Annotated in this window: 20 protein-coding genes, 2 pseudogenes and 1 CRISPR repeat array (1 of these 23 cut by a window edge); of the genes and pseudogenes, 14 read left to right on the top strand and 8 right to left on the bottom strand. The window is 72.2% G+C overall.

Annotation, left to right across the window (positions count from 1 at the left end; translation table 11 throughout):
- Positions 1–303: a CRISPR direct-repeat array (repeat unit 28 nt; unit sequence GTCGTCCCCGCACGCGCGGGGATCTTCC); it reaches 383 nt to the left of the window's first position.
- A gap of 427 nt (positions 304–730) precedes the next feature.
- From cas3 to cas2e, 9 genes and pseudogenes are all read left to right on the top strand, one after another.
- Complete coding sequence (cas3, locus tag FRAQA3DRAFT_RS12165) at positions 731–3,613, top strand: CRISPR-associated helicase Cas3' (RefSeq protein WP_157468291.1); 2,883 nt, start codon at positions 731–733, stop codon at positions 3,611–3,613.
- Between the two features lie 66 nt (positions 3,614–3,679).
- Positions 3,680–4,596, top strand: a pseudogene (locus tag FRAQA3DRAFT_RS12160) (IS5 family transposase).
- 97 nt (positions 4,597–4,693) lie between these two features.
- Positions 4,694–6,343 (top strand): type I-E CRISPR-associated protein Cse1/CasA, encoded by a 1,650-nt coding sequence (gene casA / locus FRAQA3DRAFT_RS12155; RefSeq protein ID WP_009739327.1) that lies wholly within the window; start codon positions 4,694–4,696, stop codon positions 6,341–6,343.
- Positions 6,344–6,383: 40 nt separating this feature from the next.
- Entirely contained in the window at positions 6,384–6,998 is a 615-nt protein-coding gene (gene casB, locus FRAQA3DRAFT_RS12150) for a type I-E CRISPR-associated protein Cse2/CasB (protein WP_009739326.1), read from the top strand.
- Positions 6,999–7,078: 80 nt separating this feature from the next.
- The gene (gene cas7e / locus FRAQA3DRAFT_RS12145; protein WP_009739325.1) at positions 7,079–8,221 is read left to right on the top strand and encodes a type I-E CRISPR-associated protein Cas7/Cse4/CasC; all 1,143 of its coding nucleotides are present in this window, start codon (positions 7,079–7,081) and stop codon (positions 8,219–8,221) included.
- Positions 8,218–9,045, top strand: coding sequence for a type I-E CRISPR-associated protein Cas5/CasD (cas5e, locus tag FRAQA3DRAFT_RS12140; RefSeq protein ID WP_009739324.1), 828 nt, complete (start codon positions 8,218–8,220; stop codon positions 9,043–9,045). Before cas7e ends, cas5e begins: the two co-directional genes overlap by 4 nt.
- 6 nt (positions 9,046–9,051) lie before the next feature.
- Positions 9,052–9,861: a type I-E CRISPR-associated protein Cas6/Cse3/CasE gene (gene cas6e, locus FRAQA3DRAFT_RS12135; protein WP_009739323.1), complete on the top strand. Its 810-nt coding sequence runs from the start codon at positions 9,052–9,054 to the stop codon at positions 9,859–9,861.
- A gap of 1 nt (position 9,862) precedes the next feature.
- Positions 9,863–10,858, top strand: coding sequence for a type I-E CRISPR-associated endonuclease Cas1e (gene cas1e / locus FRAQA3DRAFT_RS12130; protein ID WP_009739322.1), 996 nt, complete (start codon positions 9,863–9,865; stop codon positions 10,856–10,858).
- Positions 10,855–11,133, top strand: a complete 279-nt coding sequence (gene cas2e / locus FRAQA3DRAFT_RS12125) for a type I-E CRISPR-associated endoribonuclease Cas2e (RefSeq protein ID WP_009739321.1) — start codon at positions 10,855–10,857, stop codon at positions 11,131–11,133. The genes cas1e and cas2e overlap by 4 nt, the downstream gene beginning before the upstream one ends.
- Before the next feature lie 236 nt (positions 11,134–11,369).
- Here the strand turns inward: cas2e and FRAQA3DRAFT_RS12120 are convergent, their stop codons facing one another.
- From FRAQA3DRAFT_RS12120 to FRAQA3DRAFT_RS12100, 5 genes and pseudogenes are all read right to left on the bottom strand, one after another.
- Positions 11,370–12,224 carry a mycofactocin-coupled SDR family oxidoreductase gene (locus FRAQA3DRAFT_RS12120; RefSeq protein ID WP_009739320.1) on the bottom strand — a complete coding sequence of 285 codons (855 nt, stop codon included), beginning with the start codon at positions 12,222–12,224 and terminating at the stop codon, positions 11,370–11,372.
- A gap of 84 nt (positions 12,225–12,308) precedes the next feature.
- Positions 12,309–12,962: a TetR/AcrR family transcriptional regulator gene (locus FRAQA3DRAFT_RS12115; protein ID WP_009739319.1), complete on the bottom strand. Its 654-nt coding sequence runs from the start codon at positions 12,960–12,962 to the stop codon at positions 12,309–12,311.
- Positions 12,963–13,043: 81 nt separating this feature from the next.
- A pseudogene (locus FRAQA3DRAFT_RS12110) lies at positions 13,044–13,244 on the bottom strand (FAD-dependent oxidoreductase); the annotation flags it as partial.
- Between the two features lie 126 nt (positions 13,245–13,370).
- Positions 13,371–13,943 (bottom strand): DUF1707 domain-containing protein, encoded by a 573-nt coding sequence (locus FRAQA3DRAFT_RS31545; RefSeq protein WP_009739318.1) that lies wholly within the window; start codon positions 13,941–13,943, stop codon positions 13,371–13,373.
- Between the two features lie 102 nt (positions 13,944–14,045).
- Positions 14,046–14,513: an NUDIX domain-containing protein gene (locus tag FRAQA3DRAFT_RS12100; RefSeq protein WP_035922824.1), complete on the bottom strand. Its 468-nt coding sequence runs from the start codon at positions 14,511–14,513 to the stop codon at positions 14,046–14,048.
- 585 nt (positions 14,514–15,098) lie between these two features.
- Here FRAQA3DRAFT_RS12100 and FRAQA3DRAFT_RS12095 point away from each other — a divergent pair.
- Together FRAQA3DRAFT_RS12095 and FRAQA3DRAFT_RS35000 are read left to right on the top strand one after the other, a co-directional pair.
- On the top strand, positions 15,099–16,334 hold the full coding sequence (locus tag FRAQA3DRAFT_RS12095) for an ABC transporter substrate-binding protein (protein ID WP_009739316.1): 1,236 nt from the start codon (positions 15,099–15,101) through the stop codon (positions 16,332–16,334).
- Between the two features lie 101 nt (positions 16,335–16,435).
- Positions 16,436–16,603 (top strand): hypothetical protein, encoded by a 168-nt coding sequence (locus tag FRAQA3DRAFT_RS35000; RefSeq protein ID WP_157467314.1) that lies wholly within the window; start codon positions 16,436–16,438, stop codon positions 16,601–16,603.
- Between the two features lie 68 nt (positions 16,604–16,671).
- Here the strand turns inward: FRAQA3DRAFT_RS35000 and FRAQA3DRAFT_RS12085 are convergent, their stop codons facing one another.
- The 3 genes from FRAQA3DRAFT_RS12085 to FRAQA3DRAFT_RS12075 all read right to left on the bottom strand — a co-directional run bounded on the left by FRAQA3DRAFT_RS12085 (position 16,672) and on the right by FRAQA3DRAFT_RS12075 (position 22,929).
- Positions 16,672–19,371, bottom strand: a complete 2,700-nt coding sequence (locus FRAQA3DRAFT_RS12085; RefSeq protein ID WP_035920898.1) for an RNA polymerase sigma factor — start codon at positions 19,369–19,371, stop codon at positions 16,672–16,674.
- Between the two features lie 213 nt (positions 19,372–19,584).
- Complete coding sequence (locus FRAQA3DRAFT_RS12080) at positions 19,585–22,128, bottom strand: TIR domain-containing protein (protein ID WP_009739314.1); 2,544 nt, start codon at positions 22,126–22,128, stop codon at positions 19,585–19,587.
- 126 nt (positions 22,129–22,254) lie between these two features.
- Positions 22,255–22,929, bottom strand: a complete 675-nt coding sequence (locus FRAQA3DRAFT_RS12075; protein WP_009739313.1) for an SDR family oxidoreductase — start codon at positions 22,927–22,929, stop codon at positions 22,255–22,257.
- A gap of 148 nt (positions 22,930–23,077) precedes the next feature.
- Between FRAQA3DRAFT_RS12075 and FRAQA3DRAFT_RS12070 the strand changes: the two genes are divergently transcribed.
- From FRAQA3DRAFT_RS12070 to FRAQA3DRAFT_RS12060, 3 genes are all read left to right on the top strand, one after another.
- Positions 23,078–23,608, top strand: a complete 531-nt coding sequence (locus FRAQA3DRAFT_RS12070) for a MarR family winged helix-turn-helix transcriptional regulator (RefSeq protein WP_009739312.1) — start codon at positions 23,078–23,080, stop codon at positions 23,606–23,608.
- 214 nt (positions 23,609–23,822) lie between these two features.
- Positions 23,823–24,830, top strand: a complete 1,008-nt coding sequence (locus tag FRAQA3DRAFT_RS12065; RefSeq protein WP_009739311.1) for an alpha/beta hydrolase — start codon at positions 23,823–23,825, stop codon at positions 24,828–24,830.
- A gap of 167 nt (positions 24,831–24,997) precedes the next feature.
- Complete coding sequence (locus FRAQA3DRAFT_RS12060; protein WP_009739310.1) at positions 24,998–26,101, top strand: hypothetical protein; 1,104 nt, start codon at positions 24,998–25,000, stop codon at positions 26,099–26,101.
- Positions 26,102–26,131: the final 30 nt, after the last annotated feature.

The following is a 26,131-nucleotide window of genomic DNA, read 5'->3' as shown; positions in this document are numbered from 1 at the left end:
GGGGATCTTCCCGAGCAGATGAATGCGTTGCTGAGCTGGATTGCGTCGTCCCCGCACGCGCGGGGATCTTCCGGCGACGAGGTGCGACCAGACTTCGGGTGGCTGGTCGTCCCCGCACGCGCGGGGATCTTCCATACGGTGACCGGTCGTAGCTCATCCCGCACGCGCGGGGGATTTTCCGCTGGAGTGCGTCCACCTCCGTCGTGGGGGCCGGTCGTCCCCGCATGCGCGGGAATCTTCCCGTCCGACCGAGTCCGCCCTTGGAGTCCAGCGCGTCGTCCCCGTACGCGCGGATCTTCCGAGCTCGCTGCGATCCCGGGGCGGACCCGGGGGTCGTCCCCGCGCGGAGATCTTCCCTTGTCCTCGCCTCGCGCCAGGCTTGCCTCTGTGTCGTCCCCGCACACCGAGAGGGGTCTTCCCGTGTACGCGACGACGCAGTCCTACCCCGCGCGCTCGTCCCCGCACATGCGGGTCTTCCTGGATTCGTCTTCTGGCCGGCTCGTCGGAGCGTTTCGTCCCCGCACACGCGGGAATTCGGGGTATCCGAGGTGCCACACCAGACCTTTCTGGTATGTGTGGAGGTCGTCTCCGGGAGTGATGGAACTCTGTGGAGTATTTCCGTCTTGTATTTGTAATTTGGTCGAGCGATATCTCAAGGAAGGTTGTGAGCGTGGAGAGTTTGGCGCTGGGAGTGGTGTGGGGGAAGTCGGCGGAGAATGGGGGTGGTTCGATGCATCTTCTGCTCGGGCATCTGCTGGATACGGCCGCGGTGGGGGAGCTGGTCTGGGATCGGTATCTGGCGCCGGTGATCCGGGAGCGGCTCGACGCGGTCAGCGGCGGGCAGGGGCGGGCATTGTTCGCGTTGGTGTGCGGGCTGCACGACGTCGGAAAGGCGACGCCGGCCTTTCAGATGAAGGACGACGGGCTGGCGGCACGGGTCCGGGTGGCCGGTTTCGACTGGAAGGGCGTGAGTCCGCAGCAGGGGCGGCGTTGGCACCATACACGCGCCGGTGCGGTCATCCTGCGTGACTATCTGCCGCAGGTCGGGTGGAGCCGGCAGGCGTGCAACTGGGTGTGGCCGCTCGTCGCGGGTCATCATGGCCGGATTCCCGGCCGGGACAAGCTGGTCCACCCAGGTGTGGCGCACGGCGTCGGCCCGTGGCCGCAGGTCCAGCAGGCGTTCGTCGACCGGGTCGCCGCCGACCTCGGCGTCGATCTACCGGACCTGGGGAAGGCGAGCACGCCGAACCGGGGAGACCAGCTCGCCCTGGCCGGCCTGGTCATCATGGCTGACTGGATCGCGAGCGATCACAAGAATTTCGGCGGACTGGCCGATCCGGGGAAAGTATCGATGGCCGCCGCCCGGGGCCGGGCCCACGAAGCCTGGGAAAAACTCGGGTTACGCGGCGGCTGGCGGCGCGCGAACCTGGTGCCCGAAGATCAGCCCGATCTCGTACGGCACCGCTTCGGTAAAGCGGCTCGTGCCGCGCAGTCGGCGGCGGTGGAGATGGCGCGGAACATGCCGGGCACGGGGCTGCTGATTCTTGAGGCACCGATGGGGGAAGGCAAGACGGAGGCCGCGTTCGCCGCCGCCGAGATCCTGGCCGCGAAGGTCGGCGCGGACGGCGTCTATGTCGGAATGCCCACGCAGGCGACCAGCGATCCGATGTTCAGCCGGGTGCGTGCCTGGCTCGCCGCCGTCGATGCCGAGGTGCCGGTCGGTCTGCTGCACGGCCGGGCGCGGTTCAATCCCGAATGGGCGGCACTGCGCAGCCAGATCAGCTTCGCCGGCGTGCACGACGACCTCGACGATTTCGGCCTGACCGACGACTACGGCCTGGGTGACGCATTCGGCCTGGGTGACGCATTCGGCCTGGGTGACGCATTCGGCCTGGGCGTCGAGGTCGGCGTGGACGACGAGAGCCGGGCGAGTGCTGCCGCGCGATCGGAGACACCGCCGACCGGTCCCGTGGCGGCCGCAGAATGGTTCCTCGGCGCCAAGCGGGGTCTGCTCGCCCCGGTCACGGTCGGCACGGTCGATCAGCTCCTGCACGCCGCGACCCGCACGAAGTACGTGATGCTGCGCCACGCCGGTCTCGCCGGACGGGTCGTCATCCTCGACGAGGTACACGCCTACGACGTGTACATGGCGCAGTTCCTGTTCGAGGCGCTGCGCTGGCTCGCCGACTCCGGCGTGCCGGTCATCGTCCTGTCGGCGACGCTGCCCCCGGCGTTGCGCGAGCAGCTCGCCCGCGCCTACCTGCAGGGCGCCCTGCAGTGCCGCGACGTCGACCTCGCCGCGCTGCCCACGCCCGTCGGCTACCCGAGCACGACCGCCGTCTTCACCCGCGGCGGCAAGCCGGACTTCACCAGCGTGTCCGCCCAGCCCTGGCGCCCGTCCGCGTCGGTCAACGTGCGGATCCTCGACGAGGACGACGCGTTCGACCCGCGGACGGTCGCCGCAGCGGTGACTCGCGCGGTCGGCGACGGCGGCTGCGCCCTCGTCGTCTGCAACACCGTCCGGCGCGCCCAGGACGTCCACGCCGAGCTCACTGCCGCGTTCGGCGCGGACGTCGTCCTGCTGCACTCCCGGTTCACCGCCGCCGAGCGGGCCCGCCGCACCGCCGAGGTCGTCGACCGGCTCGGGCCGCCTAGGCGCGAAGGCGCCGCGCCCCGGCCGAAGCGACTCGTCGTGGTGGCCACTCAGGTCGCCGAGCAGTCGTTCGACGTCGACGTCGACGTCCTCATCACCGATCTCGCACCCGTCGACCTGGTGTTGCAGCGCGTCGGCCGGCTGCACCGGCACGAACGCCCGTCATCCGATCGCCCGGCGAACCTGCGCCGTCCGCAGGTGCTCGTCAGCGGCCTGCGGCTCACCGGGGAGGACGTTCCGCGCTATCCGGAGGGGAGCCGGGCCGTCTACGGGGATCACCTGCTGCTGCGCGCCGCGGCCCTGGTCGTCGACGCGGCCGAGGACGCCGGCTGGTCGATCCCCGCGGACGTGCCCGGACTCGTCGCCGCCCTTTATGGCGAGGCGTCTCTCGGGCCGTCCGGTTGGTCCGAGGCGTTCGCCGTGGCGCGCACGGCATGGGAGGTCGACGAGGAGCGCCGCCGGGTGAACGCCTCGGCGTTCCTGCTCGGCGGTGAGGACCGGCTTCGCCTGCCGACCCTCGCGGGTCTGCACGACAACGGGACCGCCGCGCTCGAAACCGAGGAGCGGGTCGCGGCGGTCGTGCGCGACGGCGCCGAGTCGATCGAGGTCGTTCTCGTCCGCCGGGCACCCGCCGGCGGCTACCTGACGCTGTCCGGCCGGCGGCTCGGCCCGACCGGCGAGGTCGCCATGTCCGACGACACCGTCCTGGAGGAGGTCGTCGGCTCGGTGATCCGGCTGCCCGCCGTCCCGGAGCTCACGGCCGCGGCCCGCGCCACGCTCATCCCGCTGCCGGGCTGGGCCGGCGACCCCTGGCTGCGCCGCACCCGTGCCCTCATCCTCGACAACCAGCACGCCGCCACCCTCGGCGGCCGCGATCTACGCTACGACAACAACCTCGGCCTCGTCGTCTCCGCGGCGAACGTCCCGACAGGTCGTCGTCGAGTGCATCCGACGCCGTGACCTGGGCCTGAGCCTCGGTGCCGCAGTTCTGCGGTGTTAATAGCTGTTTTGGATCTTGATGTCTGTGTGCTCTGCGTGGTCGCTTGGGTTGAGTTCAGTGTGTTCGGGCTGTCGGGTCTGGACGGTGAGGTCATGCCTCGTTCTGATCCGTATCCGTCCGATCTGTCCGATGCGGAATGGGTGTTGGTGGAGCCGTTGCTGCCGCCGGTGTCGAAGGATGGCCGGAAGGAAGCACATCCCCGCCGGGAGATCGTGAACGCGATTCTGTATGTGACACACACGGGATGTACGTGGCGTTCGCTGCCGAGGGATCTGCCGCCGTGGGAGACGGTCTACGGGTTCTTTGCCCGCTGGCACGACAAAGGCGTCATCGCCCGGGTTCACGACGCGTTACGGGACCTCTCCCGTGAGCTTGAGGGCAGAGACCGGCAGCCCACAGCCGGGGTGATCGACTCGCAGTCGGTGAAGGGTGCGCAGACCGTCGACGCGTCCACCCGGGGCTACGACGCGGGCAAGAAAGTCAACGGCCGCAAGCGGTTCATCATCACGGACACGCTGGACTCCTGCTGAGCGTCCTCGTCCTGCCCGCCAGCGTCCAGGACCGCGACGGCGGAAAAAGGATCATGGTTGATCATTATTTCGATCACTGGCACTGTCGTCATCTGTTCGCGGACGGCGGCTTCGCCGGCCGGTTCGTCGACTGGGCGGGCGAGGTCATGAGAACCACCGTCGAGATCGTCCGGAAAAACCCCGGGCAACGCGACTTCGAGGCCCTCCCGAAACGCTGGGTCGTGGAACGAACCTTCGCGTGGATCACCGCGCACCGTCGCCTCGCCCGCGACTACGAAAGAAAACCCTCGATCTCCGAGACATTCATCCGACTCGCCATGATACGAACCATGGCCAGGCGCATTCCCCGCCAACTCGCAGCCAGCGCGCCGACCTCACCATCCACCACGAAGAGTAACCAGACCAAGATCTAAAACACCCTCTTAGGGAAACCTGGGCGCGGGCTCGTCGGCGGCAACCCCGGCGAAAACTGTCGGACCTCCCTGGTACATCTTTGGCTGGACCAGCCCGATGACCCAGGGATGGACGGGGAAACAGGTGGATGTTTTCAGGTTGAACGACGATGGGTGGATTGCGGTCGACCGGCGGGGGGCCCGTGTCGAGGTCGGCGTCCGGGACGCGCTTGTCAACGCGCATGACATTGATGGGCTCGCCCTCGACGATCCGTTGGAGGCGGTGGCGATCCTGCGGCAGGTGCTGCTGCCCGTGCTCCTCGACGCGTGCGGTGTTCCGCGTACCGACGACGAGTGGGCACAGCAGTGGGATGCCGGCAGGTTTGATGGCCAGCGCATCACCGAATACCTGACCGAGCATGCGGACCGGTTCGATCTGTTCTCCGTCGAAAGGCCATTCGCGCAGGTCGCGGGGCTGCACACGGCGAAGAACGAGACCCGGCCGGTGTCCCTGCTCGTTCCGAGGCTCGCCGCCGGCAACAGTGTCCCGCTGTTCAGTTCCCGGACCGAGGGCGATCCGCCGCGGCTCACGCCGGCCGCGGCCGCGCGGGCGCTGCTCGCGGCGCACTGCTGGGACACCGCGGCGATCAAGACGGGCGTGGTGGGGGACCCACAGGTCAAGGGCGGGAAGACGACCGGCAACCACACCGGGCCGCTCGGCCAGCTCGGCGTCGTCGTTCCCCTTGGCGAGACGCTGTTCCACACGCTGATGCTCAACCTGCCGATTCTGCCCGCCGGCCGGCGCCCCGACGACCGGCCGCAGTGGGCCGGGGAGGAGCCGGCCGGTCCGCGTTGGATGGTCCGGCCCGCCCGCGGACTGCTCGATCTGCTGACGTGGCAGTCCCGGCGCATCCGGCTGATCCCGCAGGAGGACCCGACCGTCCCCGGGGGCGTCTCGGTGCGGCAGGTGGTGCTCGCCGCGGGCGACCGGCTCCTCGGCTCGGTGCACCATCTCGAACCACACACGGCGTGGCGGCAGGTCGACAAGCCCAAGGCCGACCAACCGCCGGTGCGCCCGGCGCGCCACCAGCCGGGGCGCGCGGCCTGGCGCGGCTTCGAAGCCCTGTTGGCCACCGCGCCCAGCCCCGGGGAGAAGGTCTCCGCGCCGACACTGCTGTCCCAGGCCGCGGGCCTGCGTGAGGACGGGCTACTGCCCGCAGACCTGGCATTGCGGGTACTCACCGTCGGCGTGCAGTACGGAACCCAGTCGGCGGTCATCGACGAGGTGACCGTCGACGAGATCCCGCTGCCGGTCACCGCCCTGCTGCGCGACTCGGAGGTCCGTCGCGTCGTGCTGGCCGTCGCGGACCAGGCCGAGAGCCTGCGGGTCGCCGCCAACCGGCTCGGTGACACCCTGCGGGAGGCCGCCGGGGCGAGGGAGAAGCTGTCGTGGGACAAGGGGCAGCGCCTCGGTGACATGCTCGTGCACAACTTCACCCCGGCCGTTCGCCGGCTGCTCGCCGGGCTCGCGCGCCATCCGCAGGACGCCGGGCGGGCCGAGCTGGCCTGGAAGATCATCGCTCGCCAGGTGATCTGGGAGACGGTCGACCCGCTGCTGTCCGCCGCCGGTCCGCGAGCCTTCCTCGGCCCGCATCCCGACGAGCTGTTCGGCGCCCGGCTCGCCGTCGCCGAGACCTCCCTGCGCCGCACCCTCAACGACGTGCTCGGCCAGGATGCGGACAACCGGCGCGACCTCGCCGCCGCCTGACGCCACAACCACCCTGACGCCACCCTCACAAGGAGATCGGATGTCCGAGGCAGCCGGGACATCGCCCGGGACAGCGCCGTCCCCCTCCACAGGGACGGTCGCGCGCCGGCACTTCTGGGAACGCGACCATCCCGGCGGCCGGCCCGACGGCGCGGACCTCGCGGCCCTGCGACGCGGCGTCGGCCGTGCGCCGGGCGAGGCCCCGCAGATGTGGCACTACTACACCACCCTCTCCGCCGACGGCGGGATCAGCCGTCGGCTGTGGGCGGAGCATGTTGCGCTCACCCTGTACGCGATCCACCAGCAGTCACTGTCCGTCCCGGCGCACCAGGCCGGAACCGGGTTCGGAACGGCGGCCCTGCGCCTGCACGACAGCGACGCCTTCAGCCCGGACGCCGTCGACCGTCGGTTCAACGCCGTCGCCACCGCCACCACCCTGGATGAGGCCGCCTACCACCTGCGCGGCCTCGTTCGGCAGTTCCGCCAGGTCGCGATCGCCTTCGACTACACCGCCCTGTGGCATGACCTGATCACGTGGCAGAGCCCCGAACGCATCGGCGAGGTCCGGCGTCGTTGGGGCAGCCAGTACTTCTTCCGCCCGCGCAGGGGCGAGGCCCCGGGTGTCGCCGTCAACGGCGAGCCCGGCGCGTCCTGACCCGCACGCGTCACCGTCCGGTGTCGCGCCCGCGCGCCGGACGCCAACCATCCTGACCCAGCAGAAGGAAACACCAGCCGATGCGTTGCTACATCGATGTCCACATCCTGCAGTCCGTCCCGCCGTCCAACATCAACAGGGACGACGCCGGCACCCCGAAGCAGGCCGTCTACGGCGGGGTGAAGCGCGCCCGGGTCAGCTCACAGGCGTGGAAGCGCGCCACCCGCACAGCGTTCGCCGAGCATGTCGATCATGACCGTCTCGGCACCCGCACCAGGCGGATCTCCGCTCTGCTCGCCGACCGGCTCGCCGCCCGTGGAGGGCTCGACGGCGAGTCCGCCACCCGGATCGCCACCAGCCTGCTGAGCAGCCTGAAGATCAAGCCGGGCAAGAAGGCTGCGGAGACGGCCTACCTGCTGTTTTTCGGCCGTCCTCAGCTCGAACGGCTCGTCGACCTCGTCGCCGACGACATCCCGCGCCTGGTCAAGCTCGATGACGAGGAGCTGGCCGACGCGGTGAAGGGTCTCCCGGTCCTGACGACCCTCGGCAGCGGCCATCCCATCGACGTCGCGTTGTTCGGCCGGATGGTCGCCGACCTCGCGACCCTCAACGTCGACGCCGCCACCCAGGTCGCGCACGCCCTGTCCACCCACGCCGTCGACGTCGAGTTCGACTACTACACCGCCGTCGACGACGAGAACGCCCGCGGCGAGACCGGCGCCGGGATGATCGGCACGGTCGAGTTCCAGTCCGCGACGCTCTACCGGTTCGCCACCGTCGGCCTGCACCAGCTCGCCGAGAACCTGGCCGGCGACGTCGAGGCGACCGTCGAGGCGCTACGGATGTTCCTCACCGCGTTCACCACCTCCATGCCCACCGGCCACCAGAACTCCTTCGCCCACCGCACCGTGCCGAACCTGCTCACCGTCGCGGTCCGCGCCGACCAGCCGGTCAACCTCGTCTCCGCCTTCGAGCAGCCCGTGCCGGCCGGTCGCCACGGCATCCTGGCCGGGTCCGTCGCCCGGTTCGGCGAGGAGATGCGCACCGCCACCTCGCTGTGGGGCCTGCGTCCCGACCTCGTCGCCTCCACCTACCGCGCGCCCGACAACGCGGCGACCGCCCAGACGCTCACCGAGGTGCTCGGCGCGGCAAGGCCCTTCGACGAGGTGATCAGCACCGTCGTGGACGCTGCCCGCCAGCGGTTGGCGAGCGCCACCCGATGACCGCGCCCCCGGCCGGCCACTGCCTGGCCCTGCGCCTCGCCGCCCCGATGCAGTCCTGGGGCACGCGCAGCATGTTCAACCGCCGCGACACCCAGGCCGAACCGACGAAGAGCGGCATCGTCGGACTGCTCGCGGCCGCGCAGGGCCGCCGGCGCACCGACCCGATCGAGGACCTCCTCAAGCTTGCCCTCGGCGTCCGCACCGACCAGCCCGGCACCCTGCTGCGCGACTACCACACCGTCAGCGACTACCGCGGCCGCCCGCTGCCCTCGTCCGCCGTCAGCGCGAAGGGCGCCCAGAAGCCGACCTCGCCGGCCAAGCACACCCATCTCACCGAGCGGTTCTACCTGCAGGACGCGGTGTTCGTCGCCGCCGTCGCCGCGCCCGACCCCGTCCTCGCGACCCTCGCCGAGGCGCTGCGCAACCCCGCCTACCCGCTCGCCCTCGGCCGGCGCGCCTGCCCACCGACCCAGCCGCTGCTGCTCGTCGCCGACAGCGGCGACGACCTCTGGCCCGGCGACGTCGTCGACGTGCTCGGCCGGGTGCCCTGGCAGGCCGGACCGCAGCACCGCGGCGCCCTCATCCGCAGCCGGCGTCCCCGCCCGGCCGCCGTCGACCTGCCCGTCACCGTCGACGACCCCGCCGGCCCCGACGTTCGCCACGACCTGCCCACCGGCTTCGACCCGCACGATCGCGGATTCACCAGCCGCCGGATCCGCCAGACCTGGGTACACCTCCCGCCCCCCTACGACCTGGACGACGCCGACCTCGCCGTCGACGCCGCCGCCCCGCCGCATGATCCCTTCGCGCTCCTCGGATGGTGACCGGTCATGACCTACCTGTCCCGCATCTGGCTGAACCCACTGCGCACCGGCGCCCAGGCGCTGCTGACCAACCCGCAGCGCCTGCACGCGGCCGTCCTCGGCGGACTGTCCCGCCAGCCCGTCACCGAACGGGTCCTGTGGCGGGTCGAGAACGCTGACGCAACCCGGGGCGGCGGCCGGTCCCACCGCGCCGAGGTCCTCGTCCTCACCGAGTCCACCCCGTCGTGGGAGCACCTCGTCGAGCAGGCCGGCTGGATCCACGCCGACGAGCCCCAGATCGTCGTGCGGGACTACCAGCCGCTGCTCGACCGCCTCCAGACCGGCCGAGAGTTCCGCTTCCGACTGCGCGCCAACACCGTCAGCGCCACCCGCACCCCCGACAAGCCCTCCCCGGCGCAGCGGGAGCACCTCGCCGGCCCCCGCCCCCGTGGCGTCCGCGTCGGCCACCGCACCGCCACCCACCAGACCGCCTGGCTCACCGATCGGGTCGACCGCTGGGGCTTCACCCTGCTCACCACCGCCGACCTCGACGGCGAACCCCTCGGCCAGCCCGCCGACGCCGCCGGCCCGGACCGCCGCGCACCGGCACTGCGGCTCACCGCCCGCGAACGTCTCACCTTCACCAAGCGGTCCGCCGACGGAGCGCGGACCGGCCGGCGGGTCGTGCTCAACACCGCGACGTTCGAAGGCGCCATCCGCGTCAGCGACCCCGCCCGGGCACGGGAGACGCTGCTCCACGGCGTCGGCCCGGCCAAGGCCTACGGCTGCGGCCTGATCACTCTCGCGCCCCTGCTCGCCGAGCCGGTCCGGAGCTGACGTGTGGTGGCTGTCCGACCCGCAGGACCTACATCGCGTCGAGGACCGGATCTCGACCCTTTACGTGGAGAAAAGCCACGTCGACCGCGCTGACAACAGCGTCGTCCTGGTCAACAAGGAACGCACGGTGCGCGTCCCCGCGGCCCTCATCGCAACCATCCTGCTCGGTCCCGGAACCCGGATCACCAGCGGCGCGGTCCGCCTGCTCGCGGACTCCGGAACCGCTGTGTGCTGGGTCGGCGAACGAGGCGTGCGGATGTACGCCGCCGGCCTGGGTGCCAGCCGCGGCGCCGGCCTGCTGATGCGGCAGGCCTACCTCGTCACCCGGACGAAGGAACGCCTCGACGTGGCCCGACGCATGTACGGCAAGCGGTTCCCCGACGATGACGTCAGCACCGCCACCATGCAGCAGCTACGCGGCCGGGAAGGCGCCCGGGTCAAGAAGATCTACCGTACGCATGCGGCCCGCACCGGCGTCACCTGGAACCGGCGGGTCTACACGCACGGCGACCCGTTCGCCGATGGCGACGATGTCAACCGCCTGTTGTCCGCCGGGCACAGCTGCCTGTACGGGATCTGTCATGCCGCGATCGTCGGCATCGGAGCGAGTCCGGCCCTCGGCTTCGTCCACACCGGGGCGGCCACCTCGTTCGTCCTCGACATCGCCGACCTGTACAAGGCCGAATACACCATCCCCCTGGCATTCGACCTCGCCGCCGCGGGACTGGTCGAGGAACGCGACATTCGCACCGCCTTCCGGGACCGGGTCGCCGACGGTCACCTCATGGCCCGCATCATCCACGACATCAAGGATCTCCTCCTCGACGACGCGGACGCGGACCTTGACGACGCCGATGCCCTGCACCTGTGGGACGACGTGGACGGCCACGTCCCCGGCGGGGTCAACTGGGCGATCGACCTCGCCGACGGAACCGACGACACCACGATCATCGGCGTCACCGGTCCGGACACCGACCAGCCACCTCCACCCTGGTGACCGTCGTCGTCCTCATCGCCGTCGCCGAGGGCCTCCGCGGCCACCTCACCCGATGGATGATCGAGATCGCCCCCGGCGTCTTCGTCGGCAACCCCAGCGCCCGCGTTCGCGACCGCCTCTGGACCGTCCTCGCCGACCGCGTCGGCGACGGCCACGCAATCAGGATCGAGCCGGCCGCCAACGAACAGGGCTGGTCCGCCCGCACCGCCGGCCGCGACCGTACCCACCCCGTCGACTACGACGGACTGATGCTATTTGCCCGCCCGCGCCGCTAAACCCCCAGCTCAGCAAGCGTCGTCCCCGCACGCGCGGGGATCTTCCTTGGCTGGGTGGTATTCTCGCTTCGCTCAAAAAGTCGTCCCCGCACGCGCGGGGATCTTCCCGCGGAGTACCGGACGGCGCACTACGCGGGTGAGTCGTCCACGCATGTGCGGGGAATCCGCATCTGTCCAGCGCTCCCGCGTTGGCGGGCGAGGCGGTCTCGTCCGCGCTGTGGGCCCGTATAAACCTCCTATCGGACGGGGTTCGCGTTGACGCCGGGGATGAGCAGGTGGCCGGCGTCGACGGGGATGGTCACGCCGGTGACATTTGCCGCCAGGTCGGAGTTCAGGTAGAGCGCGGTGTCGGCGATGGCCTGTGGGTCCAGGAACGTCGTTCCCTTCAGCGCGCCGTAGTGGTAGCCGCCTTCGATCATGTCGGCCGCGGTGCCGCCGGGGTGGCCGGCGAACATGTCCCAGGCGGCCTGGTGGTCGGTCATCGGGGTCAGGATCGCGCCCGGGTTGATGGAGTTGCAGCGAATCCCGTAGCGGGCCAGCTCCAATGCGATGTTCTTCATCAGGCCGATGACGCCGTGCTTGGCTGACACATAGTGGGCGTAGTTCTGGCCGGGCTCGAGACCGTTGACCGACGAGGTGATGACGATCGAGCCGCTCCGGCGCTCGATCATGTGCGGGGTGACCGCCTTGGCGGACTTCCACACCCCGGTGAGGTTGACGCTGATCATCTGCTCCCACTGGTCCTCGGTGAGTTTCCAGAAGGGTGCCTGCGTCCAGATGCCGGCGTTGGCGATCAGAATGTCAATCTTGCCGAATTCCGCGATGCCCTGCGCGACCGCCTCATCGAGCTCCGACTGCGACCGGACGTCCGCCTGGATGGCCAGCGCCCGCCGGCCGAGGGCCTCGACCTGGGTCACGGTCTCGTCGAAGTCGGCCTGGACCGCCATCTTGTAGGCCACCGTCGAGAGCTGCTCGGTGATGTCGACGATGATGACATCGGCGCCCTCGCGCGCGCAGGTGACCGCGTGCGCCCGACCCTGCCCGCGTGCACCACCGGTGATCAGTGCGACCTTGCCCTCGAGCATTCCCATCTGCGCCACTCCTCGTGTCTCATCGGCATTGATCTGTGGTTCGGACAGGCGGGCTCGGCGTTTCGCGCCGCGGCCCGACCTGGGTCAGCCGGCGGTCAACCAGCCCGGTAGGCAGAGCACGAGCGCGTCGATCAGGCGCTCGGGCGGCCAGCGTTCCGGCGGATCGGCGAGCCAGCGGCCGAGGACGCCGAGCACCCCACCGGCGAGGAAGCGCGCGGTGAGGGCGATGTCGACCCCCGGCGGCCGGTTGTCCATCCGCCCGAGGGCCTCGACGGTGTGCTCGGTGAACACGTCGGCGATCACCTGCGCCAGCCGGGGCGCCGCGCCGGGCCCCAGCAGGCGGGCGTAGACGGCGCGATGGGAGTCGACGAAGTGGACGATGTCCCGCAGCGCGCGCTGGCTCGCCTCGGCGGCGCTGACGCTGTGCCGCGTGCGCATCGCGATGTCGGCGCTCTGGACCACGTCGAACACTTCGCCGAGCGCGTAGATCGCCAGATCCTCCGGCGAGGCGAAGTGCGTGTAGAACGACGTGCGGTTGATCCCAGCCGCGCGGGCGAGCGCACTGACCGACATCTCGCTCGGATCCGCCACCCGCACCGCCTCGTGGAAGGCGGCCACGAGCCGCTCCCGCGTGCGTACCGCCCTCGGGTCCGTGTTGTCGATCATCGGACGCTGGCGTGCGCCGCGGCCGAGGTCGCCCTCCGGGATCACCCGCCCGACGCTAGCCTTAACGGACACCTGTCGTCTACCGGTCCGTACTGGACCGATCCCGGCCGACACCGGTCATCATCGGGCAGATCCGTCCGCAGGGAGGCACGATCAGCCGCGCGGAATCACCGGAGCGTCGCGACCGGTTCCCGTGATCCTTCCGGCGCCGCGCGTGGGTCTCTCTTCGTGGTATTCCTGTTCGACGTTGACGGTCCAGACGTCGTGCTTCGCGTCGTCGAGGACGTTCTCGACGGTGAGCATCGCCGTCAGCATCGAATGGTCGGCGTTGTTGTACCGGTGCATGCCTTCTCCGCGAGGATCCGCGGCCCGACCCGGCCACCGCCTGACGACACCGAGCCGGGGACGGCAACCCCTGCCGCCCCGCACCCCGCGGCGAACGTGACGGCCGGACTGTCGGACGGCCGGACCGACAGGATGTCAGTGGTGCCGATGCCGGTGGGGTCCCGGTGCGTGGTGATGGCGGTGGTGGGCCTTGCCGGCGATCATCCCGACGACGATGAGGGGCCAGGGGAACCACATGGCGCCGTGCGTCACGGCCGACAGGGTCAGGAAGAGGGCGAGGAACACGACCGGGATGACGGCGTACGGCGAGCCCATGCGGTCGCGCTCGTGCAGCCGATCGCGCAGGCCAGGGCGCTTCGCCGGCGGCGCGGCGGGTTGCGGCCGGGGCTGCAGGTCCGTCGTGAGGGAGGCGAGCTCGCCGAGAGTGCGGGCCGCGTAGGCGCGGGCCAGGCGCTCGTCCGCCTCGTCCAGGGTGAGCTGCCCGGTCCCGGCGGCCCAGGCGAGCCAGTCGGCGGTGCGCGTCCGGTCGGCGTCGCTTGCCCGCACAGCGCCGGTAGCCCGTACAGCCCCGTTGGCCGGTACAGCCCCGTTGGCCGGTACAGCCCCGTCGGCTTGTGCGGCGTCGTTGGCCCGTACAGCGTCGGTGGGGCCACCAGCGCCGGTGGGGACATTCTTCGAGGTGCCGAGATCCCGTGCGTCGTCCGTCATCGCCGCTCCTCCGCTGGAGGTTGCACCACCCACATCCACGTTATGTCGGATGCCGCGGCTTCGCTGCGGGTGTGGCCAGCCGGGTCACCGGGGGTCGGCTGTTCAGGCCGGCGGGTGGGGCGGGATGCTTGCAGGCCAGCCGGGGCGGGAGAAGGGCTCGCCCTGCACATGTAGGCGGACGATCTCCCTGGTGTAGGGCAGTGTCCGCTCCGGCAGCTCGTCGGGCGCGTACCACTGCAGCGCCGAGCACAGCTCGGGCTCCCGGATGGTCGGCTCACCCGTCCATCGGGCGACGAGGAAGCCGAAGCCGATCCGGGCGCCGCTGTCCGGGGGCAGGGCGTGGGTGACGCCGACGAAGGCGACGTCGTCCTCCTCGGCCCGGAGCCCCAGCTCCTCATCCAGCTCGCGGACGGCCGCGGTCACCACGTCCTCGTCCGGCTCGAGACGCCCGCTGGGCAGCGCCCACCACCCGCTGCCGTAGATGTCTCCGGCCCGGCGGGTCAGCAGCAGCCGCCCCTCGCGCACCACCAGCAGCAGCACGTCCACAGGCGTCCGGTGTTCATGGCGGATCGCGTGCCGACCGTTCTCGTTCACCCTGCCGACGTTATCGGCCGCTGCCAGATTCTCGGCCTGGTCGGTCGGTGCCGAGTCGCATCGACATGCGTCGTCCCTGCCGCATCGGGGGTCTTCCTGGCCACGCGGCGTAGGACGCTTGATGCGTGCCGTCGTCCCGCGTGTGCGGGCACGTGGTCGTCGAGGACCGGCACCAGGCCGACGGCTCTGGGCCGGGCCGGCTGTAACGGTGATCACGTGTTGCGGGAAATCGAGACAGTTAAGGTAATGGATGGTTAAATCGCGCACCGCCCATGCCTGGATGGGTGACCGGAGAACGAGCAGATGGCCGGCGGGTGAATGGCAGGGAACGGGGATTCGACGTTTCTGGTGCATCTTCTCGCCGATTGATGCGCGGGTGCGCCCGCAGCGTGTAGGCGGCGACATCCCGATGACGGCGACTTGGTAAGGTTCGCTCCGTTCTCTGCCTTTCTGATCGACCCGTGAACCGTCACCCCGTGATTCGTGTGGCGATGCCAGACCCTTCATCGCCCGTCTTCGGGTCGTGTTCTCTCCTGTCATGACGACCGCTCAGGGGGTCCCGTGTTCTCGCGCCGCCGGACGTCCGCACGCCGCCGTCCGCGCACCTGGGCGGCCGTCACCGCGCTCGCCGTGGCGGCGGCACTCGCCGGCTGCGGACCGGGCGACACGTCGTCGGTCGCGGACTGCGCCACCCCGGGGGTGAGCGACGACCGGATCGATCTCGGTGTGCTGTACCCGGACAGCGGGCCGGCCGCGGAGCTGTTCGACGCCGCCCGGGCGGGGATCGACGCCCGCCTCGGCGCAGTGAACGCCGCCGGCGGTATCAACGGTCGCCGGGTCGTCTACCAGTGGCGCGACGACCAGGGCTCACCGGCGGCGAACGGCATCGCCGCGCGCGACCTCGTCGAGCAGCGGCAGGTCTTCGGCGTCATCGAGCTGTCCGTCGCGGCGTCGGGCAGCGCCGGCTACCTCGCCGAGCAGGGCGTCCCGGTGACGGGTCTGGCCTCGGAGCAGGTCTGGTCGCAGGCCCGGAACATGTTCGCCGCCACCACGGCGACCGACGCGGCCGTCGACACCCAGGGCCGGTTCGTCCGGGACCAGGGGGGCAGCCGGGCGGTGATCCTGCAGACCGCGCTGTCGGCGGGCATCTCCACGACGGCCTCGACATACGCGCGCAGCCTGGCGGCGGCCGGGGTCCGGGTCATGGGCACGGTCACCTACACCACGGGCGTCGACGACCCCATGGCGGTGGCCCGGCGGATCGTCGCCGCCCGCGCGGACACCATCGTCGGCGTCATCGAGCCGAAGGACCTCGTCGCCGTCCTGAGCGTGTTGCGTAATGCGGGCCACCTCCCGAAGGTCGTCCTGTCCGCCAACGGGTACGACCATGCGTTGCTACGCGCCGCCGGTCCGCAGGCGGCGGGAATCTCCGTGCCGGTGTTCTACCGGCCTTTCGAGATCGGCGGCCCGGGAATCAACGCCTATCTCGCGGCGATGCGCCAGTTCGCGCCGCAGGTCGCCCAGCCCGAGCAGGACATCGCGGTGATCTCCTACATCAGCGCGGACATCTTCCTGCGCGGTCTGGCGCTCGCCGGGAGCTGCCCCACCCGGCAGGGATTCATCGACGGCCTGCGCGCGGTGAACAGCTACGACGCCGGCGGGCTGATCAGCACGATCAGTTTCCGGGAGGGCCTGGCCCGCCCCACCACGTGCTATTCCTTCGTCCAGGCGAATGCCGTCGGCAGCGGGTTCGTCGTGGTGGAACCGAACCTCTGCGGCCACGAGATCAGCCCCTGACGGCGCCACCCGCCCGGTCCGGTGCGGGCGCCGCCTCGTGCGGTACGGGCGCCGGCCGAGCCCGCTACGCCTGCGCGCAGCTCGGCCGGGCCCGGCACCTGTTGGAGACGCTGGTCGACGAGACCCCGGACGATCCCTACGTCCACCGGCTGCTGGGACGCACCCTGCAGCGCCAGAGCGCCGCCGGACCGGACGGCGAGGCGCACCTGCGCCTGGCCGCCGCGATGGCCCCACCGGCCGTCGACGACGTCCCTGGTCACTACGTCTGACTCGGTCACTACGTCTGACTCGGCCCGGACCCGAGCCCGGATGCCGCCCGGCGGTGGATCGGCCCCGATCAGCGGATTACCGGTGGCCGGGGACTCGGCGAGGAGGCGACCACCTGCACCGTGGTCGTGGCCGAGTCCCAGCCGCCGGCGTCGTCCCTGACCTCCACCTCCACCCGGTAGGAGCCGGGCTCGGTGTAGTCGTGCTCGTGCGTCGGACTGGACGAGTTCTCCGTGAAGCCGCCGTCCTCGAAGAAGAACCGGTACGCCACGATCGGATGCGATCCTGCCGTCGAGCCGCTCGCGTCCGCGTGCACGTGCAGGCCGTCGCTGACGACGCGCAGTCTGGCCGTGGGCCACGCGTCGACCGTGAGGGACGCGGTGGCCGTGTCGCTGGTGCCGGCGGCGTCCGTCACCGTGACCCGCACGGTGTAGTCGCCCGCGGCGGCGTAGTGGTGCTGGGGCGATCGTGCCCGGGTCACCGTGTCCGGCCGGGTGCCGTCCCCCCAGTCGAAGGTGTAGGACGTGATCGGACGGTCACCGGCGACGGAGCGGGACGCGTCGGCGACCCAGTCCTCGGGCCGTTCGCCGCCGATGGGTTCCACCCGTGCGGTGGGCGGCGCCGACGTCGTCTCGACCGTCCGGCTCACCGTCTCGGTACCGCCCGCGGTGTCCGTCACCGTCACGGTGACCTCGTGCCGCCCGGCCTCGGCGTAGGTGTGCCGGGCGGTGCCGCCGGCCTGGGGGCCGGTCCGCGTGCCGTCCCCGAAGTCGAAGTCGTACGTGGAGATCGGATGCGAGCCCGCTACCGATGCGCTCGCGTCCGCCGAGACGGCCCGATGATCGGCGGTGACGGTCAGCGCCGGGCGCGGGGCGCGGTCGGGCGCCGTCGCGGTGACCTGCCGGGTGTCCGTCGAGGACCATCCATCGACGTCGGTGACGGTCAGGGTGACCCGGTGGGTCCCCGCCCGGCCGTAGGTGTGCCGCGCGGAGGTCGTCGGGCCGGGCGCGGGGTCGGGGCCGTCGCCGAAGCTGAAGCCGTAGCGGGCGATGGCGGCCGAGCCGGCCCGGGAGCCGCTGGCCGAGGCCAGCACGTCGAGGTGGTCGACGCTCACGGCCAGCCGGGCGACCGGTGGCGTGGTGACCGTCCGGCGAAGCTCCACGCTGGTGGTCGCCGACGCCTGCCCGCCGCCGGCATCGCGCACCCGGACCGTGACGGAATGCCGTCCGGGCCGGCCGAAGGTGTGCTCGGCCCGCGGCGACGAGGCCGGGCCCTCGGTGGCGTCGTCGTCGAACGTGAACTGGTACGTGGTGATCGCCGCGGGACCGGCTACCGAGCCCGACGCGTCCGCGACGACGGACAGGGGCCGGCCACCGGCGCGCAGGATCAGCCGGGCCGCCAGCCGGACCGGGGGCGTCGGCGAGCCGGTGGACGGCCCTGGTGTTGCGGGCCCTGGTGTTGCGGGCCCTGATGGCGTGGGTCCCGATGTCCCTGGCGGGGGCGTCGGTGTCGGGGCCGGGGTGGGGATGGCAGCGGAGCTGGGCGGCGCGGTGGGCAACGGACGGGGCAGCACGGTCGACGGGTCCGGCTGCGAACGCAGGGCCAGGGTGATCGCGCCCGCGCCGAGCACGAGCAGAGCCACGAGGGCCAGCACGAGCGGCCCGCGGCCGAACCGCCGCCGGGTGCGTCGCCGCGGCCCGCGGTCCCGGCGCCCGCCGCCCGGCTCGTCCGGCTCGTCCGGCTCGTCCGGCTCGTCCGGCTCGTCCGGCTCGTCCGGGCGAGCGGACTCGTGGGCGGTGGGCGCGAGCGGCGGGGGCCAGCCGTCCGCGGACCAGCCGGTGGTCGCCCAGGAGGGCAGGCGCCCGGGGCGTGCCGCAGCGCCGAAGGCGGAACTCGCCGACCCACCGTCCGCCGGCACCCGGCCGGCCACCCTCGTCGAGCCGCCGGCCGCCCGTCCCGGGGCCGCACGGCCCGCGATCGCCACGCCCAGAGGCACCGCCGGGGTGATTGCCAACGTCCGGATCGCGCCGCCGCCACCCAGCAGGGCGAGCAGCCGTCGCCGGCTGTCCTGACAGATCCGGCAATGATCGAGATGGTCCGCGAACAGGTCGAGCTGGTCGAGCCGCAGGCTGGTGGTTCGGCCGTCCCAGTCATCGAGCAGGGAGCGCAGCCCGGCGCAGCGGTCGCGCCGCCAGCGGACGACCAGGATCGCCACGAGCCGCTGCTCGGAGCGGTCCAGGCTCGCCGCCACCCAGGCCCGCCCGGCCCGGGTCGGCGGACTGCCGAATGCCTCGGCGAGTTCGCCTTCCGTCAGACCCGCCTCGGTGTGCACCGCGACGACGACGCGGTCCGGGAGTGCGAGCAGCGGTACCGCCGCGACGAGGTCGGCCCGCACCTGCTCGGCGGTGGGGGGCACCTGCCCGTCCACGTCGAGCCAGGACCGACCGGCGCCGGTGCCCGCCGGGTCGGCGAGGAACAACCGGTCCGCCACGTACGCGGTGACGGCGAAGGGCCAGATCCGCGCCCGCGCGGGCGCCTGGTCCAGCGGGAGGTGGTAGCGCGCCGTCGCGAGGGACAGCTCGAAGGCATCCTCGGCGGCGTCCGGGTCGGGCGCGGCGAGCCGGCAGATCCGTTCGAGCGTCGGGGCATACTGCCGGTACAGCTCCTCCCAGGCGTCCGGGGCGCCGGCGCGCCCGGTCGTGGAGCTGGTGAGGGCGGCGGCCCTGGGCGGGTCGCCGGAGGTCGCCGACGCCCCGGACGAATCGTGCACGTGCCCCGTCTCCCCGACATCCACGCGGCCCGCTCGGGTCCCCAGCCGGATGCCGCGACGTATCCGAATGGTGAGAACCAAGTACCGCCGGAAAGAACGGTCATAGGCCGGAGCGAATGGCAGTCGACTCGTTTGCGTGAGCACATCGCGCGACTTGTCCCTGTTTATTGAGAAGGGGGGGCGAGGATGCTCTGGAGCAACATATCCGGGTTCTTACCGCGCGGCCTCGCCGATCGCCCGCTCGGCCCGCGCGAGATTTCTGCCCGCGGCCCTGCTCAGCGGATGATCGGGGCCGTACAGGGCTGCCGTCCTCGCCAGCGCGTCGTGAAAGGCGACGACCGCCTGCGCCCGCTGGCCGAGGGCGAACAGGATCGCGCCGAGAACACCGAGCCGGCGGGCGTCCTCGGTCGCCGCGGTCCGCTCGGGATCGAGTCCGCCTGCCAGCGCGCTCGCGCGGTCCAGCGCGCGTCTGGCCTCGTGCGGCCGTCCCAGGTCCAGCAGCACGATCGCCTGATCGGTGAGGTAGCGGGGCAGCTCGGCCGCACGGTCGCCGTAGAGTACCGCCATCACCCGCACTGCCTCGTCGAGTTCGGCGAGCGCGTCGTCGCTCCTGCCGAGCTGCCGGTAGACCTCGGACATGCTGTGCGCCGTCTCGGCGCGCAGCGGATGCGGGCCGAGACGGTCGAGCTCGGCGCCGGCGGCCCGCAGCAGCGGCAACGCCTCCTGCGGGCGGCCGGCGCCGAGCAGCAGGATCGCCAGATTGTGGCGGCGGGTCGCCAGCGCGAGATCGTCGGGACCGGCAGCGGCCGGCGCCGACCCCTGGGCGGACGCGTCGCCCGCAGGCCCGGACGGGGCTCGGTGGAACTCCTCGACGACGGCCAGCGTTCGGCGCTGGAACGTGATCGCCTGCTCGTGCTCGCCGAGCAGGCCGAGGTAGCTGGCGGCCCGTTCGACCAGCGTCACCGCGGCGGGTTGCCGGTCGCCGGGCAGCGCCGTCGTGCGGGCGAGCGCGGTCTCGGCGACCGTGAGCATGTGCGGCAGCAGCAGGCCCCACCAGGGCCAGGTCTGCGGCCGATCCTCGATGGGCACGAGGGCCAGCGAGTACAGCAGCCGCAGCGCCGCCAGGGTGTCCGCGTCGGCGCGGGCGGGGTCCACCGCCGCCGCGACCTCCCGGATGATCGGATGGAGGTACAGATGGTCGCCGTCGCGGCGGACCAGCCCGCGTTCCAGCAGCACGGCCACCGTGTCGTCCAGGACGCCCGGGTCGGCGGCGGCCGCGGCCAGCGGCTCGTCCAGGTCCTCCGCCCCGGCCACCAGCAGGTCCAGCGGCACCAGGGCGGGGGCGAGCACCGTCAACAGGCCAAGCAGCGCCCGCGCCGTCGGCGAGCTGCCCGCGAGATCGTCGACGGCGGCGGCGAAGGCCGCGTACACGCTGTGCCCGTAGGACGGGACCTGGTCGCGCGCGAGCAGTGCCGCCGCCCCCCGCTCGAGCTGACGCAGGTAGCTTGCGGCGGGTACCCGACGCCAGGCTGCCTGATCCAGAGCGAGCGGCAGCCCCCCGAGTCGCCGCGCGATCGCCCGCAGCGCGGCCTCGTCGGGCCGGCCGGCCCCGTCCCGCGCGACCACCTGCCGATCCCCGCCCGCCCGGGGCAGCGGGAGATGCCCCGGCGGCGTCGCCGCGGCGGACCCGGGCCACCCCGGGGACCCCGGGAACGGTGAGACCGCCCCGGCTGCGCCCGGCCGGGAGCCGCCATCGAAACGGGCAAGCAGGTACCGGAACGATTCCTCGTCGGTGAACGGACCCACCTCGACGGTGCGGTCGCGTCCCGGCGGGAGGAGACGATCGGATCGGGACGTCACGATGACGTGGCCCGACCCGGCGGGCGGTACGAGGTCACCGAGCCCGTCCGCCCAGCCGGCCTGCGCGCCGTCCAGGACGACCAACCACCGCTCCCGGACCGACAGCGCCCGCAGGGCCCGCGCGGCGAGTGGATCACCAGGGGCTGGCGGGTGGCCGACGCCGAGCTCCCGGGCGAGCCCGGCGAGCTGGGAACGGGCGACTGCCGGGTGGGCGGCGTCGACCCACCATCGAATGCGGTAATCCCCGGCGTGCCGGTGGGCGTACTCCACGGCGAGCGCGCTCTTGCCCATCCCGGCGGCGCCGTGCAGGAGCACGATCCCGGCCGGTCCGGTGGCGTGGGCCGGGTCCGTCGGCTCGGAGCGCAGTACCGCTGCCATCCGGGCGAGGACGTCGGCGCGCGCGGTGAACAGGTCGAGGCGGGCCGGCCACGCGTTGGCGATGCTCTCCTGGTGCCGGCCGTGGTAGGCGCTGTCCAGCGCCTCGAGGATCGCGGCGTCGAGGGCTCGGTCGGACTTCCCGACGAGGTCGACCAGCACCCGTGTCTCCAGGTCGGGGTGGAGGTCGCTGGTGACGAACGGCGTCGGGCCGATCCACAGCGGCACCAGCCGCGTCCGCCCGCCCTCCTCGGCCTGCGCGGCCAGCTCCCACTCCTCCATGGCGTACCGCGATTGCTGATACCGCGGGGATAACACGGCGACCGTATGCCGCGACGCCCGCGCCCCATGCACCATGAGATCGTGCCAACGGCTGCCGGGAATGAAATCGTCGCCTTGCCAGAAAACCCGGTAGCCGGCCCGGCGAAGCAGGTCGGCTATCCGCCGGGCCCAGCCGAGGTCGGAGTTGGTGAAGCTGATGAAACAGTCCCAGGTGAATTCCTGGTCCGGCCATCCTGTCATGCCAGGAAAATACCTCGATGATCGCCGCGACGTCCGGCGCCGACCCGGGACCGGTCCTCGGTGTCCGGGTCGAGCGCGTCAACGGGGCGAGCGCGTCAACCGGTCGAGCGCGTCAACCGGTCGAGCTCAGAGGGTCGAGTACAGCCGCTCGGCCTGGTCGCGCTTGGTGTACAGCTCCCAGTAGATGTCGGCGATCGTGTCCGCCTGGGTCTCGGGGCCGCCGCGGCCGATGAAGGTTGCGAGCGGCACGTGGGCGGCGTACACACCCTTGTCGGCGAGGGAGGCGTTCAGCGCCAACACCCAGTTGCGCAGCGCGGCGGTCGCGAGGCCGACGTTGCCCATCCGGGGAAAGACCAGCGCGGACGACGCCCCGGTGGTGACCAGCAGCGTTCCGGCGCCGCGCTCGATCATGCCGGGCAGTACGTGCTGGATCGCGGTGACCGCCCCGTACACGTAGTACTCGATCTCCGGCTGGATGCTCTCCACCGTCACGTCGAGCGCCTCGACGATCGGATTCAGGGCGTTCTGCCGCCCGGCCGGTGCGGGGGAGTACTCCAGCACGTCGATCGGGCCGAGCTGCGCCTCGACACGGGCGAGCGCGTCGACGAGGGACGGCCGGTCGAGGACGTCGGCGGCGAAACCGGCCGCCGTGATGCCGTCCTGGGTGAGCTGGCCGGCGAGGTCGTCGAGCTTCGCCTGGTTGCGGGAGATCAGCGCGACGGCGAAGCCCTCCCGGCCGAAGCGGCGCGCGATGGACAGCCCGAGCCCGGGCCCGGCTCCGACGATGGCGATGGTCGGCATCTGCCTTCTCCTTGCGTCGTGGGAAGCGGTGCGTCGTGGGAAGCGGTGCGTCGTGGGAAGCCGCGGGCCACTGTAGCGGATGCTCCGAGGTCGGAAAATCCGAGATGGGAACATCCTGGCCCGGACGGTATCCGATAGGATCGCACCCGTGCCCGCGCCGTCGCCTCCCTCCGCGAAGCTGCCGGTGGAGCCGTCGGCGAAGCCTGGTGTGGGCCGGGCTGCCGAGTCGCAGCTCACCGAGTCGCAGCCCGCCGACCTCACCTGGCTGCTGAATCGGGCGGCCGCGCGCATGCGGGGGGAGCTCGACACGGTCGCCCGCGGGCACGGCCTCGCCGGCGTGCGCGACTGGATCGTGCTGACCGCGCTCGGCGTCGAGGGCGGCCGCACCCAGCTCCAGCTCGGCCGGGAGCTCGGCGTCGACAAGACCACGCTGACGTCGCTGCTGGATCGGCTCGAAGGCGACGAGCTCGTCGTGCGCCGCCTCGACCCGCGCGACCGGCGCGCCCGCATCCCCGAGGTCACCGCGGCGGGGCGGCGGCTGCAGGCGCGCATCGCCGCGGCCCGCGACGAGGCGGAGGCCCGGCTGCTCGCCGCGTTCAGCCCGGACGAGCAGCGCCTGCTGCGCGCGTTGCTCACCCGGCTTGCGGACTCCACGGCCGCGCCCGTCCCCTGCCTGTGACTTCTTCTGCCTGTGTGACGTCCCTTGTCTGTGACGTCTTCTGCCTGCGACGATCCCTGCTCGTGACGTCCCCGGCCGCGGCTGCGGACGGGGGCCCACCAGCCGTTCGGTGGCGGAAGTGCCGCGCCTGCCGCGCCTGCTGCGTACGGTGGGCCTGATCGTCTGATGCCGCCGGCTCGGATGCCGGCGTCCCGTCCGGTGAGCAGGAGAACAGATGACCGTCAGCAATCTGCCGCTTTCGTCGCCCGCCGCCGTCGGCCCGCCGCCGCCGTTCGACCCGGAGCTGGCTGCGGCCCTCGAGGCGCTCGCGAGGTTCCTCAGCCCGTCGATCACCCCCGAGATGCTGCCGAGGTTACGGGCCGCCTCGGCGGCGCCGTCCGTTCCCGACGAGCAGCTGCGCCGCGACGGCGCGTTCACGGTGGAGGAGCTGTCCGTGCCCGGCCCGCCCGGTGCGCCCGAGGTCGGCCTGCTCGTCTGCCGGCCGACAGCGGCCGCGACGCCGGCGGCGGTCGTCTACCACCTGCACGGCGGCGGCATGATCATGGGTGACAACCGTGCCGGCGTGACGGAGATCCTCGACTGGGCCGAGGCCCTGCACCTCGTCGTCGTCTCGGCCGAGTACCGGCTGGCGCCGGAGCACCCGCATCCGGCGCCGGTCGAGGACTGCTACGCGGGCCTGCTGTGGACGGCCGCGCACGCCGGCGAGCTGGGCGTGGCCTCCGGGCGGGTCGTCCTCGCCGGCACCAGCGCCGGCGGCGGCCTCGCGGCGGCGACGGCGCTGCTTGCCCGCGACCGCGGCGGCCCGGCGCTGGCCGGCCAGCTGCTGATGTGCCCGATGCTCGACGACCGCGGCGGCTCGCCGTCCACCGCGCAGATGGCCGGCCTCGGGGTCTGGGACGGCACGTCGAACCGGACCGGCTGGGCGGCCCTGCTCGGCGCCGGCGTCGGCGGGCCGGACGTCTCCCCCTACGCGGCGCCGGCGCGGGCCGGCGACCTGACCGGCCTGCCGCCGGCGTTCGTCGACGTCGGCTCCGCCGAGACGTTCCGCGACGAGGACATCGACTACGCCACCCGCCTGCTGCGGGCCGGCGTCCAGACGGAGCTGCACGTCTGGCCCGGCGGCTTCCACGGCTTCACCCTGTTCGCGCCGCAGGCACGGATCTCCCAGGAGGCCGCCGCCGCCCGGCTGAACTGGCTTCGGCGCCTGCTGTCCGCCACCTGACCGCCGCCCGACACCCGCCCGAGACCCGCCCGAGACCCGCCCGAGACCCGCTGGACGTTCGTGGATGGGCTCGCGGGGGACGCGCCAATGGAACAGTTCGCCGGTGAACAATGTTGTGAAGGTCGCGGCGGAGTCTTGTTCCCACCGAGGAGATCGAGGAGATCAACGTGACCGAGTACGGACTGCGGGTCGGCCGGGCGGAGCTCGGCTCGGCGGGCCCGATCACCTTCGGCCCGGCGGGGATCCTGTTCCTCGCCGACAACGCCACGGCGACCGTCTTCGCGGTCGACGTCTCCGACCCGGGCCGCACGGCCGGGTCGGGGCCGTTCGAGCTGGCCGACGTCGACGCGCGGGTCGGCTCACTGCTGGGCGCGGACGCGGCCGACGTCGCCATCCGCGACCTCGCCGTCCACCCCGACTCGGGCAACATCTACCTGTCGGTCCAGCGCGGCCACGGCGAGAGCGCCCAGGCGGTGCTGGTGCGCATCGACCGGGCGGACGCCTCGATCAGCGAGGTGCCGCTCACCGACGTCCCGGTCGCGTCGGTGGCGATCGCCGACGCTCCGGCCCCCGACGACGAGCGCGTCGACGTCGTCCTGCCCCTCGGCGACGAGGGGGAGGAGATCACGGTCGGCTCCCGCACGATCCGCATCCTGCGCCGCCCGATCCGCACCTCGACGGTCACCGACCTCGCGTACGTGGACGGGGCGCTGCTGGTCGCCGGGCTGTCCAACGAGGAGTTCTCCTCCAAGCTGCGGCGGATCCCGTTCCCGTTCACCGACGCCGCCGACGCGGCGGGCAACAACCTGGAGATCTACCACGTCTCGCACGGCAAGTGGGAGACGGCGGCGCCGATCCGCACGTTCGTGCCCTTCGACGGCGGTCGCGCCATCCTGGCGAGCTACACCTGCACGCCGGTCGTGCACTTCCCGCTGGCCGAGCTGGCCCCGGGCACCAAGGTGGTCGGGCGCACCGTCGCCGAGCTCGGCGCGATGAACCAGCCGCTGGACATGGTCTCCTTCGTCCAGGGCGGCGAGGAGTACCTGCTCGTCGCGAACACCTCGCATGGTCTGATCAAGATCGCGCGCCGCGACATCGACGCCCAGGCCCCGCTGACCGAGCCCACCGAGCCGGTCGGGGTGCCGCGGGAGACCGCGGACCTCCACGGCATCACCAGGCTTGCGAACCTCGACGGCGAGCACGTGCTGGCCCTGCAGACCGACCCCGACGGGCGGCGGCACCTGCGCTCGTTGAAGTCCGCCTCCCTGTAGGCCGGGCCGGCGGTAGATCGAGTGAGCTGT

It is taken from the genome of Frankia sp. QA3 (assembly GCF_000262465.1).
Lineage (GTDB): Bacteria > Actinomycetota > Actinomycetes > Frankiales > Frankiaceae > Frankia.
This window is presented reverse-complemented; position numbering and strand designations above follow the sequence as displayed.